Genomic DNA, 13336 nt, shown 5'->3' on the forward strand with positions numbered 1-13336 from the left:
CTGAGCCGAACGGGTGACGGGGCGTCAGCTGGAGGAGCGGTTCCCCGGCGCGGGGGGTGCGGTGCGCGCCGTACGGCGCGCGTTGCGGCGCAGCAGCTGGGCGCGGGCGCCGGCGTCCAGCGGGCGGGCGCGCTCGGCGAGCCGCTCGGCCAGGGCGTACTGCTCGGCGGCCGGCTTCTTGTCGTCGTACTTGAACTTGGCGCGCACCTCGTGGACCGTCAGCCGCAGCCCGGTCAGGCCCGGGAGCAGCCGGCCGAGCTCGCCCTCGCCCGGGGCCACCCGGAACCCGGGGCTCTCCGGCTGGAAGTGGGCCAGCTGGCGGTTGAGGATCTCGGCCTTGCCGGCCGCGTCCTCGACGAGCGCGGCGGTGGCGTGGAACTGCACGGAGGCGTAGAGGCTGGTCGGGGTGCCGGGAGCGGCGCGCCAGTGGCCGGGGGCGTAGGCGTAGTCGTCGGTGACCGCGAGGGTGACCTCCGGGTCCGCCCGGACGGCGGACAGCAGCGGGTTGGGGGCGGCCAGGTGGACCAGGATCTCGCCGCGGTCGGCGTCCAGCAGGAAGTGGGTGGGGACGAGCACGGGGCCGCGGCCCGGCCCGCCGTTGGCGGCGAGCAGGCCGAAGTCGCGGCCCTCGGCGAGCCAGGCGCGCCACTCGTCGTCGTCGCCGCGGTCCCAGGGGCGGATCAGCATCGGGGCCTCCGGTCAGGCGTCGGGCGCGCCGGTGAGCGCGGCGAGGTTGGCGGGCAGCGGGACGGCGGTGGAGGCGTCCGGCACGGGCGCGCCGTAGCCGGTGGTGACCGGGACGACGCCGGCCCAGTGCGGCAGGGCGAGGTCCTCGGGGTCGTCCTGGGCGAGGTCCGCCCTGCTCTTGGCGGAGACCTCGTCGAGGTCCAGGCGGATCACCGCGGTGGCGGCCAGTTCCTTGGCGTTGGCCGGGCGCACCTCGGCGGAGCGGCCCGGGACCACCTGGTCGACCAGGGCGTCCAGCGCGACCGTCAGCTCCTCGGGGTCGGTGACCTGGTGCGCGGTGCCGTGGGCCACCACCGAGCGGAAGTTGACCGAGTGGTTGAACGCCGACTTGGTCAGCACCAGGGCGTCGACCAGGGTGACGGTGACGCAGACCGGCAGGCCCTGCGCGCCCTTGGCCCCGCGCAGCGGCCGGCTGCCGGTGGAGCCGTGCAGGTAGAGGCGGTCGCCGACCCGGGCGTGGATGGTGGGCAGCACCACCGGCGCCCCGTCGGCCACGAAGCCGAGGTGGCAGAGGTAGGTGGCGTCCAGGACCGCGTGGATCGCCTCACGCTCCCAGCTGGCGCGGTCCTTGTAGCGGGTGGGCGTGGTGCGCGGGGTTCGCGGGTAGGACGTGTCACCGTTCGGCGTGGTCGACATGACAACCTCTATGTACTAGTGCATAATTCATTTTGTGCTAGGAGAGTATCGGATCACCGGACGGCGTGCCAGCGATATCGCGGCCGAGGTCGAGCGGGGCGTCAGCACCGGCCACCTCGCCCCCGGGACACCACTGCCGCCGCTGCGCGACCTCGCCGCCGAGCTCGGCGTCAACCCCAACACGGTGGCCGCCGCCTACCGGCTGCTGCGCGACCGCGGTGTGATCGAGACCGCCGGCCGCAAGGGCAGCCGGATCCGCCCGCGCCCCGCCCACACCCCGCGCGACCAGCTCCGCCTGCCCGTCCCGGCGCACGCCCGCGACCTCTCCGACGGCAACCCCGACCCGGCGCTGCTGCCCGACCTCACCGCCGCCCTCGCGTCCGCCGCCGAGGCCGCCCGCCGCGCCCCGGTCCGCTACGGCGACCCGGCCGCCGAGCCGGAGCTGCTCGCCCTGGCCGGCGCGGCCTTCGCCGCCGACGGCCTGCCGTCCGGGCCGCTCGCCGTCGCCTCCGGCGCGCTGGACACCATCGAGCGGATCCTCGCCACCCGGCTGCGCCCCGGTGACGCCGTCGCCGTCGAGGACCCGGGCTGGGGCAGCCTGCTCGACCTGCTGGCGGCGCTCGGCCTGCGCACCCTGCCGGTGAGGCTCGACGACGCGGGCCCGCTGCCCGGCCCGCTCACCGAGGCGCTGGAGGCCGGCGCGCGGGCGGTGGTCGTCACCAGCCGGGCGCAGAACCCGACCGGCGCCGCCCTCACCGCCGGGCGGGCCGCCGAACTGCGCGCGGTGCTGGCCGGCCGTCCGGACGTGCTGCTGATCGAGGACGACCACGGCCAGGGCATCGTCGACCAGCCCTACCACCCGCTGGCCGGCGCGGGGTCGGCGCACTGGGCCGTGGTGCGCTCGGCGGCCAAGGCGTACGGGCCGGACCTGCGGCTCTCGGTCGCGGTCGGGGACGCGGACACCGTCGGACGGGTGCTCGGACGCCAGCGGCTGGGGACCGGATGGGTCAGCCATCTGCTCCAGCACACGGTGGCCGAGCTGTGGCGCGCCGACGCGGCGCCGGTCGCCCGGGTGGCCGCCGCCTACCGGGCGCGCCGGGAGGCGCTGATCGGCGCGCTCGCCGAGCGGGGGATCGCGGCGCACGGGGCGAGCGGGCTGAACGTCTGGGTGCCGGTGCCGGACGAGGCCGTCGCGCTCGCCGCGCTGGTCCAGCGCGGCTGGGTCGCGGCGCCCGGCGCGCGCTTCCGGCTGCAGTCGCCGCCCGGGCTGCGGATCACCGTCGCGCGGCTCGACCCGGTGGACGCCCGGCGGCTGGCCGACGACCTGGCGGCGGTGCTGGGCGGGGCGGCCGGGACCGCCGGGCCCGGCGCGGACGGCACGGTGTCGCGGCCGGTCTGACCGGGGCGCCGACGGCCGGCCGCCCTCCCGGCGTGGTCACGTCGGGAGGGCGGCCGGCCGGGGCGGGTCAGCCCTTGGCGAGCAGCGCCTGGGCGTGCTCCCTGACCTGGTCCTTCGACAGGTAGGCATCGGTGTACTCGAAGTCGCGCAGCCGGGCGGGCTGGCGGGCGAGGAAGCCGGTCCGCACGAAGTCGTCCCCGGCGGTCGCGTTGAGCATCCAGCCGGCGCCGACCCGGAACTTCGCCACATTGGTGCGCATCGCCATCAGGTGGTAGCCGCGCGCCACCAGCTGGGCCGGCACGCCGCGCAGCTCCACCCCGACCGGCTTGGAGACGGCGTCCTTGCCACCGAGGTCCACGACCAGGCCCAGGTCCTTGTGGTAGTACGGCTCCAGCGGCTGGTTGCGCAGCGCCGCGATCACGTTGTTGGCCACCGCCCGGCCCTGGCGGGCCGAGTGCTGGGCGGTCGGCGGGCAGACCGCGCCGTCGCCCTTGGCGAGGTCCGGCACGGCGGCCGCGTCGCCGAGCGCGAAGACGCCCTCGTACTGCGGCACCCGCATCTCCGCCGTCACCGCGATCCGCCCGCGCACCGTCTCGGCGTCCAGGGTGGCGATCAGCGGGCTGGCCGCGACGCCGGCCGTCCAGATCAGCGTCCGGCAGGGCAGCACCCGGCCGTCGGTGAACTTGACCGACTCGGCGCCGACCTCGGCCACCGAGACGCCCAGCGACACCTCGATGCCGCGCTCGCGCAGCACCTCCAGGGCGGCGGTGCCGAGGGTGTCGCCCAGTTCGGGCATCAGCTTCGGCGCGATGTCGATCAGGTGCCACTTGACCTGCCGGGCGTCCAGCCGCGGGTAGCGGTGGGTGGCCGCCGTGGTGAGCCGCTGCAGGCAGGCGGCCGTCTCGGTGCCGGCGTAGCCGCCGCCGACCACCACGAACTGCAGCCGGGACTCGCGCTCCTTCTGGTCCGGGGTGGCCGAGGCGAGGTCCAGCTGGGCGATCACGTGGTCACGGACGTAGGCCGCCTCGGCGAGCGTCTTCATGCCGCGCGCGTAGTCGGTCAGGCCGGGGATGTCGAAGGTGCGGGTGACGCTGCCGGGGGCCAGCACCAGGTAGTCGTACCGCTGCGCCACCACCTCGTCGGTGATCTTGCGGACCACGCAGACCTTGGAGGCCGGGTCCACGCCGATCGCGCCGCCGGGGACGATGTGGGTGCGCCGCAGCGAGCGGCGCAGCGAGACGGCCACCGACTGGGGGGTGAGCACACCGGCCGCCACGTGCGGCAGCAGCGGCAGATAGAGCTGGTAGCTGAACGGGGTGACCAGGGAGATCTCCGCCTCCGCGGGGGAGAGCTTGCGTTCCAGCCGGCGCGCGCACTCCAGTCCGGCGAAGCCGCCGCCCACGATCAGGATCCGGGCTCGTTCCATCGTGCGTCCCTCACAGTGCAGGTCGGTACCGCACGGCGCGGCACAGTGCTGCCGGCCGTGGTGGTCGGGTGCCCCGATTACTGTCCGCCACACTCGCACGGAGCAGCCGGGGCTGCCACCGGGAGGACCCGGGCGGGCGAGCACGCCGGGGGACACCCGCCCCGTGCATATGCCCGCTAGGCTGTCCGCCGTGCTCCCCGAGGTGACGGCGGTCCGTTATGTGACGCCACTGCGAGAAGGCGGCTCGATGCCGGGCCTGGTCGAGGCCGATGACCGGCGGCTCTACGCCCTGAAGTGGGTCGGTGCCGCCCAGGGCCGCAAGGCGCTGGTCGCCGAGGTGCTGGCCGGTGAACTCGGCCGTCGGCTCGGCCTGCCGGTGCCCGAGCTGGTGACCGTCGACCTGGACCCGGTGCTGGCCCGCAGCGAGCCGGACCCGCAGATCCAGGACCAGATGCGGGCCAGCGGCGGGACCAACCTGGGCATGGCCTTCGTCAGCGGCGCGCTCAACTTCGACCCGCTCTGCTTCGACGTGGACGCCGGGCTGGCCGGGCAGGTGCTCTGGTTCGACGCGCTGATCGGCAACGTCGACCGCTCCTGGCGCAACCCCAACCTGCTGGTCGCCACCGGCGGCCTGCGGCTGATCGACCACGGCGCGAGCCTGATCTTCCACCACCACTGGGCGGGCGCCGCGGGCTGGATCCGCCGCCCGTACGACGCCTCCGACCACGCGCTGCTGGGCGCGGAGCCGGACCTGCTCGCGGCCGACAAGGCGCTCGCCCCGCTGGCCGAGGCGGCGATCGAGGAGGCGGTGGCGCAGATCCCGGACGTCTGGCTGGCGGAGGAGCCCGGGTTCGACTCGCCCGAGGCGGTGCGCGCGGCGTACCGGGCCCAGCTGACCGCGCGACTGGCCGGTCCGCGCGACTGGCTTCCGGAGGTGTCCGCATGACCGACTTCCGTCTGTCCGACCCGTTCGGCCACGGTCTGTCCGAGTCGCGGCTCGCCGACCCGGCGGCGGCCGATCCGGCGCCGCCGGTCCGGGCCGAGCTGCACGACTACGAGTACGCGGTGATCCGGGCGGTGCCCCGGGTGGAGCGCGGCGAGTGCGTCAACGTGGGCGTGCTGCTGTACTGCCGGCAGAGCTCCCACCTGGCCGCGCGGACCCACCTCGACCAGGCGCGGCTGCTGGCGCTGGACCCGGTCGCCGACGTGTCCGCGGTGCGGCGGGCGCTGCAGGGGATCGAGGCCGTCTGCGCGGGCGGGCCGCAGGCCGGCCCGGCCGCGGCGGACAGCCCGGGGCAGCGGTTCCGCTGGCTCACCGCCCCGCGCAGCGCGGTGGTGCAGCCGGGGCCGGTGCACACCGGACTGACCGCCGATCCGGAGACGGAGCTGCGGCGGCTGTTCGACCAGCTGGTGCTCTGAGCGCGGCGGCCTCCCGGGTCCGGCGGTTTGGCCGCCGGACCTTTGCCGTGCTCAAATCTTGAGTTACTGAAGCAGTCGGTCGTAGGCTGACCTCATGGGTTCGACGACGACCACGACCGTACCGACCAACGCCGAGCTGATGGAGGCGCTGGCCGCCGTCGGCGGTGCGTACTTCCAGGACTTCGCGGCCGCCGCGGCCCGGCACGGTCTCTCCTCCTCGCAGGCCAAGGCGCTCGGCGCCGTCCAGGAGCCGGTGCCGATGCGCGCGCTGGCCGGGCGGCTCGGCTGTGACGCCTCCAACGTGACCGGCATCGTCGACCGGCTGGAGGCGCTGGGCCTGGCCCGCCGCGAGGCCTCGGCGGGCGACCGACGGGTCAAGATCGTGGTCATCAGCGAGCAGGGCCGGGAGATCCTGGCGCGGATCCGCGGCGAGATGGGCCGCACCCACCAGGCCTTCGAGAGCCTCAGCGGCGAGCAGCGTGCGGCGCTGCACTCGATCTGCCTGCACGTCCTCCCGGTGCTCAGCGGGCGTCAGTAGGCCCGGCGCGACCCGGGGCACCGTCCGTTCCCGCGAGGGCGGCCGGCAGCGGGGTGTGGTGGAGCAGGGTGAGGCGCCGGGTCGCGCGGGTGAGGGCGACGTAGAGGTCCGCCGCGCCCTGGGCGAGCAGGCCGGCCGGGTCGACCAGGACGACCGCGTCGTACTCCAGCCCCTTGGCCTCCCGGACGGTCAGCGCCCCCAGGGCGGTGGCGACGGCGTCCGGGGCGATCACCCCGAGGGTGCCGGGGCCGGCGGGCAGTGCGGCCAGGGCCGCGGCGTAGTCGCCGTCCGGGACGGGGACCGGGCGCGGGCGCTCGGGGGTCCGCCGGACGGCCTCGGGCGGTTCCTGGCCGGGGGAGTGGGCGCGCAGCACCGCCGCCGCCGGTGCCATGATCGCGGCCGGTGTCCGGTAGTTGACGGTGAGCCGCTCCTCGCGCCAGCGGCCCGGCAGTTCGCGGTCCAGCATCTCGGCCCAGGACGAGCGGGCCCCGGCCGGCGAACCGGTCTGGGCGAGGTCGCCGACGATGGTCAGCGAGCGGGTCGGCACCCGGCGCAGCACGGCGCGCCAGGCCATCGCGGACAGTTCCTGCGCCTCGTCGACCACCACGTGCCCGTACGCCCACTCGCGGTCGGCGGCGGCGCGCTCGGCGGTGGTGAGGTCCGGGCCGGTGTCGCGGAAGCGCTCGGCGAGCAGCCCGGCGTCCAGGGTGGCGTCCTCCCGCTGGCCGGTGACGGTGAGCACGCCCTCGGCGTAGGCCAGCTCCTCGTCCAGTGCCCGTGCGGCGGCGCGGGAGCGGGCCCGGGTCGCGGCGCCGTCCTGGCCGAGGAGTTCGGCCGCCTCGTCGAGCAGCGGGACGTCCCCGGTGGTCCACGGCGCGCCGGCCGGGCGTTGCACCGCGGCGCGCTGTGCGGGGGAGAGACCGGGGGCCGCGGCGGCCAGCAGGGCGGGGTCGGAGAACAGCCGGTCGACGAGCCGATGCGGTGTCAGAACAGGCCACAGGGAGTCGAGTTCGGCGCGGATCCCGGGCTGCTCCCAGAGCTCGCGCGGGGCGTGGCGGGCCTCCTCGTCGTCGTACGGGCGGCCGAGGGAGAGCGCCTGCGCCACCGCGAGGGCGTCCAGCAGGGTGCGCAGGAAGAACCCGCGGGCCCGGTTGTGCGGCACCCGCAGTCCGCGCGCGGCCGTCCTGGCCTCGGCGCAGACCCGGTGGGGCAGCCGCAGGTGCTCGCCGAGCAGCAGGTCGCCCGCGGGCAGCCGCTGGTGGGCCTCGACGGCGCGCCGCACCACGTCCGCCATCCACGGCCCGCCCTTGACCACCGCGGCGGCCGGCCCGTCCTCGACGGTGGCCCGGACACCGGGGAACAGCTCGCCGACGGTGCACAGCACCACCTCGGTCTCGCCGAGCGCGGGCAGCACCTGGTCGATGTAGCGCAGGAACGCCGGGTTGGGGCCGAGCACCAGGACGCCGCGCCGCTCCAGTACCGCGCGGTGGGTGTAGAGCAGATAGGCGGCGCGGTGCAGGGCGGTGACCGTCTTCCCGGTGCCGGGGCCGCCCTGGACGACCAGGGCACCGGGCAGCGGGGCGCGGATCACCCGGTCCTGCTCGGCCTGGATGGTGGCGACCACGGTGGCCATCCGGCCGGTGCGCTCGCGGTCGAGGGCGGCCAGCAGCGCCGCCTCGCCGACCAGGCCGCGCCGGCCGTCCTCGTCCAGGCCGGCCAGGTCGAGCGCCTCGTCGTCCAGTCCGGTCAGGGTGCGGCCGCTGGTGTACAGGTGGCGGCGGCGGACCAGATCGCCCGGGTCGGCCGGGGTGGCGGTGTAGAACGGGCGGGCGGCGGGGGCGCGCCAGTCGACCAGCACGGGCTCGTAGGTCTCGTCCAGCTCGTCGGTGAGGCCGATCCGGCCGATGTGGCGGACGGTGCCGTCGCGGTGGTCCAGGCGGCCGAAGCACAGGCCGCGCTCGACGGCCTCCAGCCGGGCGGCCCGGCCGGCGGCCCCGGCGGCACGCAGCTCGCGCTCCAGCCGGGCCTGGTGGGTGCCGCCCGGGCCGGCGTCGCGGCCGGCCGCCGCGAGGGCCCGGCGGGCGCGCTCGCGGGCGGCGTCCAGATGGGCGTAGAGGCCGGTCAGCCGGGCCTGTTCGGTGCGCAGCGCCTCGGCGAGGAGGGCGTCCGTTCCGGCCGGACGAGGGGGAACCGCTGGAGATCCGTTCATGGGTGTGGTATCCTTGCGGTGAGGAGTTCATGAGGCTCTATTTGACGGTGGCTCAAGTGCCCCAGCCTACCCGAGCCCGGGCCGTTCCGGCTGACCTCGGCTGTTAGGCTTGCGAAGCGTGAGCGCGAAGCCCCAGATCCCCAATGTCCTGGCCTCCCGGTACGCCTCGGCGACCCTGGCCCAGCTGTGGTCCCCCGAGCACAAGGTGGTGCTTGAGCGCCACCTCTGGCTCGCCGTCCTGAAGGCCCAGCAGGACCTCGGTGTCGAGGTGCCCGCCACCGCCGTCGCCGACTACGAGCGGGTGATCGACCAGGTCGACCTCGCCTCCATCGCCGCCCGCGAGCGGGTCACCCGGCACGACGTCAAGGCCCGGATCGAGGAGTTCAGCGACCTCGCCGGCCACGAGCAGATCCACAAGGGGATGACCTCCCGGGACCTGACCGAGAACGTCGAGCAGCTGCAGATCCGGCAGTCGCTGGAGCACGTGCGCGACCGCACCGTCGCCGTGCTGGTCCGGCTGGGCCGGATCTCCGCCGAGCACGCCGAGCTGGTCATGGCCGGCCGCTCGCACAACGTGGCCGCGCAGGCCACCACCCTGGGCAAGCGCTTCGCGTCGATCGCGGACGAGCTGCTGGTCGCCTTCCGCCGTCTGGAGGAGCTGATCGCCCGCTACCCGCTGCGCGGGATCAAGGGCCCGGTGGGCACCGCCCAGGACATGCTCGACCTGCTCGGCGGCGACACCGACAAGCTCGCCGAGCTGGAGCGCCGGGTCGCCGCGCACCTCGGCTTCGACAACGTGCTCACCAGCGTGGGCCAGGTCTACCCGCGCTCGCTGGACTTCGAGGTGCTGACCGCCCTCGTCCAGCTGGCCGCCGCGCCGTCCAGCCTGGCCAAGACCATCCGCCTGATGGCCGGCCACGAGCTGGTGACCGAGGGCTTCAAGGAGGGCCAGGTCGGCTCCTCGGCGATGCCGCACAAGATGAACACCCGCTCCTGCGAGCGCGTCAACGGCCTGGCCGTGATCCTGCGCGGCTACGCGTCGATGACCGGCGAGCTGGCCGGCGACCAGTGGAACGAGGGTGACGTCTCCTGCTCGGTGGTCCGCCGGGTCGCGCTGCCGGACGCCTTCTTCGCCTTCGACGGCCTGCTGGAGACCTTCCTGACCGTCCTCGACGAGTTCGGCGCCTTCCCGGCCGTGATCGAGGCCGAGCTGGACCGCTACCTGCCGTTCCTGGCCACCACCAAGGTGCTGATGGGCGCGGTGCGCGCGGGCGTCGGCCGGGAGACCGGGCACGAGGTCATCAAGGAGCACGCCGTCGCCTCGGCGCTCGCGATGCGGGCCGGCGCCCGGGAGAACGAGCTGCTGGACCGGCTGGCGAACGACGAGCGGATCCCGCTGGACCGGGCCGCGCTGGACGCGCTGCTGGCCGACCGGCTGTCCTTCACCGGTGCGGCCGGCGCGCAGGTCGCCGAGGTCGTCCGCCGGATCGAGGCCGTCGCGGCCGCGTACCCGGAGGCCGCCAAGTACGCGCCGGGCGACATCCTCTGACGGATCGTCTGCGCTCTTCTCAGGGTCCCGTCGCCGAGGAGGCGGCGGGGCCCTCGCCGCGCTCGGCCGGGACGGCGGCCGGGTGCCCCGGGTCGAGCGGCGGGCCGTTGGTGGGGCAGGTGTAGCGGCAGTCCGGTTCGGCCACCGGGCGCTCGTCCGCCGGGGCCAGCACATTGCCGTGGACGGCGAGCAGCGCGGTCAGCCCGCCGGCCACCAGCAGCCCGGCACAGATCAGCATCGCGGTGCGGAAGGCTGAGTCGACGGCGTGCGGCACCCGGTAGGCGTCCCCGCTGAGGCCGGCCAGCGCGGGCAGCGCGGCGACCGCCAGCAGGCCGGCCGCCCGGGCGGCGGCGTTGTTGACCCCGCTGGCGATGCCCGCGTGCCGCACGTCCACCGCCGCCAGCACGGTGGCGGTCAGCGGTGCGACCAGCAGCACCATGCCGAAGCCCATCACCGAGACGGCGGGCAGCACGTCCGTCCAGTACGAGGCGCCGGGACCGATCCGCAGCATCAGCAGCACGCCCACCGCGCAGAGCATCGGGCCGACGGTGAGCGGCAGCCGGGGGCCGATCCGCTTGCCCAGCCGGCCGGCCCGGGCGGACAGCACCAGCATGATGACGGTGATCGGCACCAGGGCCAGCCCGGAGACCAGCGGGGAGAAGCCGGAGACGATCTGCAGCTGCACCACGAGCAGGAAGAAGACGCCGCTGAACGCCGCGTAGACGGCGAGGGTGACCAGGTTCACGGCGGTGAACAACCGCGAGGAGAACAGGCCGAGCGGTAGCATCGGCTCCGGGGTGCGGCGCTCGACGGCGATGAAGGCGTATCCGAGCAGCAGGCCCGCCGCCCCGGTGACCCAGACCACGGGGGACAGCCCCTTCCCGGCGGCGGTCAGCGCGTAGGTGACGGCGCCCAGCGCCAGGGCGGCCAGCACCGCGCCGAGCACGTCGAATCGGCCGGTCGCGGACTCGTCCCGGCTCTCCGGTACGTGCCGGGCGGACACCGCCACCACCAGTGCCGCCAGCGGCAGGTTCAGCAGGAAGATCCACCGCCAGCCGGGGCCGTCCACCAGCCAGCCGCCGAGCAGCGGGCCGACCGCCGCCGACACCCCGCCGAACCCCGACCAGAGGCCGACGGCCGCCGAACGGTCGTCCGGGTGGAAGACCGCCTGGAGCATCGCCAGCGAGCCGGGGGTGAGCAGTGCGCCGCCGATTCCCTGCACGGCGCGCGCGATGATCAGCACCTGGATGTTCGGTGCGGCGGCGCAGGCCGCGGAGGCGGCGGCGAACCAGACCACGCCGAGCAGGAAGATCCGGCGCCGTCCGTAGCGGTCGCCCAGTGCGCCGCCGAGCAGGATCAGGCCCGCCAGGGTGAGCAGATAGGCGTTGAGCGTCCATTGCAGGGCGTCGAGTTGGGCGCCGAGATCGGCGCCGATCCGGGGCAGTGCGACGTTCACGACGGTCCCGTCGAGCATCGCCATGCTGGAGCCGAGCACCGTTGCCAGAACTACCCAGCGACCCTGCGCGGTGCCCAACCGCAGGGTGCCGGCCTCGGAGGTGGCCACGGCCCATGGTGCGTCCCGTGGGGCCCACGTGACAAGGGTCACCGGGGGTGTGTCGGGTGGTGGCCGCTCCGTGAGTGATCGCATACGTACTGGTTTTCATATGGGCGCAGGGTTGCGGATCACATGCGCACCGTCAATGGATTGTGTGCGTACTGTGCATGCATTCCGAGCGGAGCGTCACGGCAATGCGGACTTTGGTCCCGGGTCGCGTAGATCGACATTGCTTCACCCGAACGGATGAGTTTTAGTTCAGCGACCGCCCGGCGTCAGCCCGGGTGGCCACCGGGTGGAACGCCTAGTCCTGCCGCTGCCCGGTGGTACGCAACGAACTCTGTACGGCAGGAGCGGGGGACCCACAGGTAAGTCGCCGGACCGGTATTTCCCGCGGTCCGGCTTGGGGTGAAGCCGCCTTTATCGGCGGCCGGGCAACTCCAGCCCGAACCCGACAGCTCACCTCGCAGGCGTCGGAGAGGACCTTTCGCATGCCCGCACAGGCTCGTCGTATCGCCCTGCCCCGCGCCGCTCGCATCGGCATCGCCACCGCCGTCACCGGTGCCGCCTTCGCCCTCCCGCTGGTGACCACCGTCACCGCCCAGGCCCACGAGGTCCCGGCCGCGAAGCCCGCCGCTCCGGCCGCCCAGGCTGCCGCCCCGGCTGCTGAGAGCACCCCGGCCGCCCCGGTCGAGGAGAGCTACAAGGTCGTCGGCGGGGACACCCTGTCGAAGATCGCCGCCGCGAAGCACGTCGACGGTGGCTGGCAGGCGCTGTACGAGCACAACCGCTCGGTCGTCGGCGCCAACCCGAACCTCATCTTCCCGGGCCAGAAGCTCGCGCTCGGCACCAAGGTGGCTCCGGCCACCAAGCCGGCCGTGAAGCACACCGCCCCGGCCGCCAAGTCGGCCGCTCCGGCCGCGAAGCACGCCGCCCCGGCCACCAAGCCGGCTGCTCCGGCCACCAAGCCGGCCGCCCCGGCCACCACCCCGGCCGTCCCGGTCGGCAAGCCCGCCGTCCAGCCGCTCACCGCCCCGGTGGTCGCGACCCCGGTCGTCGCCGCCACTTCCGGCTACACCTCCCCGGTGGCCAACCCGAAGCTCGGCACCGCCTACGGCGTGGCCGGCTCGATGTGGTCCTCCGGTCACCACACCGGCGCCGACTTCGTCGCCTCCACCGGCACCCCGCTGCGCGCCGTCGCCAACGGCACCGTGGTGAAGGCCGGCAACGGCGGCGCCTACGGCAACGAGGTCGAGATCAAGCTCGCCGACGGCAAGTACGCCCAGTACGCGCACCTGTCCTCGATCGGCGTCAAGATCGGCCAGACCGTCACCGTCGGCCAGCAGATCGGCCTCTCCGGTGCCACCGGCAACGTGACCGGCCCGCACCTGCACTTCGAGATCCGCACCGGCTCGGAGTACGGCTCGGACATCGACCCGATCGCCTACCTGCGGGCGCACGGCGTCTCGATCTGACCCCCGGGTCGGATCACACCCGCCACCGCTGGGTGCGGGGCGAAACGACTCTCCCGGAATGGTCATGTCGGGTGACCGCTCGACCGGGTGATCGCCGCACCTCAAGCGGACCGACGGGCGCGGGACACGCCCGTCCGGCCGGCCCGGCTCGCGAGACCTCTCTCGCGGGCCGGGCCGGCCGCCGTTGTGGACCGGCGGGCCTCGTCGGTCGTGGTTCGGCGTCCGGCCCGGGTTCGGCCCGGGTTCGGCCCGGGTTCGGTCGAACGGGGCGGGCGGTGGTCGAACAGGGCGTCAACCCGGTGCTGGTGACGCCGGGTCACCCTGTGTTGCGGGCTGGTGCGCCGCGCCCCGATGCTGTCGGGTTGGCATCGCCCGACCGGTCC

11 protein-coding genes and 1 riboswitch are annotated in these 13336 nt (G+C 74.9%); of the genes, 6 read left to right on the forward strand and 5 right to left on the reverse strand.

The window, feature by feature from the left end; all coding sequences use genetic code 11:
- Window positions 1–24: 24 nt before the first annotated feature.
- Window positions 25–687, reverse strand: coding sequence for an FMN-binding negative transcriptional regulator (locus ACFVVU_RS25850; RefSeq protein ID WP_380687786.1), 663 nt, complete (start codon window positions 685–687; stop codon window positions 25–27).
- Between the two features lie 12 nt (window positions 688–699).
- On the reverse strand, window positions 700–1383 hold the full coding sequence (locus ACFVVU_RS25855; RefSeq protein ID WP_387792452.1) for a pyridoxamine 5'-phosphate oxidase family protein: 684 nt from the start codon (window positions 1381–1383) through the stop codon (window positions 700–702).
- Between the two features lie 34 nt (window positions 1384–1417).
- On the opposite strand from ACFVVU_RS25855, the gene ACFVVU_RS25860 reads away from it, so the two are divergent.
- A complete protein-coding gene (locus tag ACFVVU_RS25860) occupies window positions 1418–2782 on the forward strand; it encodes an aminotransferase class I/II-fold pyridoxal phosphate-dependent enzyme (protein ID WP_387792453.1) in 1365 nt (454 codons plus the stop codon).
- A 67-nt stretch (window positions 2783–2849) separates the two neighbouring features.
- On the opposite strand, the gene ACFVVU_RS25865 is transcribed toward ACFVVU_RS25860, so the two are convergent.
- Window positions 2850–4208 (reverse strand): NAD(P)/FAD-dependent oxidoreductase, encoded by a 1359-nt coding sequence (locus ACFVVU_RS25865; RefSeq protein WP_380682300.1) that lies wholly within the window; start codon window positions 4206–4208, stop codon window positions 2850–2852.
- A gap of 190 nt (window positions 4209–4398) precedes the next feature.
- On the opposite strand from ACFVVU_RS25865, the gene ACFVVU_RS25870 reads away from it, so the two are divergent.
- From ACFVVU_RS25870 to ACFVVU_RS25880, 3 genes are all read left to right on the forward strand, one after another.
- Window positions 4399–5154: a HipA family kinase gene (locus tag ACFVVU_RS25870; RefSeq protein ID WP_387792455.1), complete on the forward strand. Its 756-nt coding sequence runs from the start codon at window positions 4399–4401 to the stop codon at window positions 5152–5154.
- Window positions 5151–5627, forward strand: a complete 477-nt coding sequence (locus tag ACFVVU_RS25875; RefSeq protein ID WP_355368974.1) for a DUF3037 domain-containing protein — start codon at window positions 5151–5153, stop codon at window positions 5625–5627. Before ACFVVU_RS25870 ends, ACFVVU_RS25875 begins: the two co-directional genes overlap by 4 nt.
- Window positions 5628–5721: 94 nt before the next feature.
- The gene (locus ACFVVU_RS25880) at window positions 5722–6165 is read left to right on the forward strand and encodes a MarR family transcriptional regulator (RefSeq protein ID WP_355368972.1); all 444 of its coding nucleotides are present in this window, start codon (window positions 5722–5724) and stop codon (window positions 6163–6165) included.
- Here ACFVVU_RS25880 and ACFVVU_RS25885 read toward each other — a convergent pair.
- Window positions 6149–8374 carry a HelD family protein gene (locus tag ACFVVU_RS25885; RefSeq protein WP_387792457.1) on the reverse strand — a complete coding sequence of 742 codons (2226 nt, stop codon included), beginning with the start codon at window positions 8372–8374 and terminating at the stop codon, window positions 6149–6151. The genes ACFVVU_RS25880 and ACFVVU_RS25885 overlap by 17 nt on opposite strands.
- Window positions 8375–8492: 118 nt before the next feature.
- On the opposite strand from ACFVVU_RS25885, the gene purB reads away from it, so the two are divergent.
- Window positions 8493–9923, forward strand: a complete 1431-nt coding sequence (gene purB / locus ACFVVU_RS25890; RefSeq protein WP_380682304.1) for an adenylosuccinate lyase — start codon at window positions 8493–8495, stop codon at window positions 9921–9923.
- A 19-nt stretch (window positions 9924–9942) separates the two neighbouring features.
- Here the strand turns inward: purB and ACFVVU_RS25895 are convergent, their stop codons facing one another.
- Complete coding sequence (locus ACFVVU_RS25895; protein WP_380682305.1) at window positions 9943–11571, reverse strand: MFS transporter; 1629 nt, start codon at window positions 11569–11571, stop codon at window positions 9943–9945.
- Window positions 11572–11799: 228 nt separating this feature from the next.
- A riboswitch (cyclic di-AMP (ydaO/yuaA leader) is annotated at window positions 11800–11966 on the forward strand.
- Window positions 11967–11969: 3 nt separating this feature from the next.
- On the opposite strand from ACFVVU_RS25895, the gene ACFVVU_RS25900 reads away from it, so the two are divergent.
- On the forward strand, window positions 11970–12953 hold the full coding sequence (locus ACFVVU_RS25900; protein ID WP_387792459.1) for a peptidoglycan DD-metalloendopeptidase family protein: 984 nt from the start codon (window positions 11970–11972) through the stop codon (window positions 12951–12953).
- Window positions 12954–13336 lie beyond the last annotated feature (383 nt).

The organism is Kitasatospora sp. NPDC057965 (genome assembly GCF_042887135.1).
Classification (GTDB): domain Bacteria; phylum Actinomycetota; class Actinomycetes; order Streptomycetales; family Streptomycetaceae; genus Kitasatospora.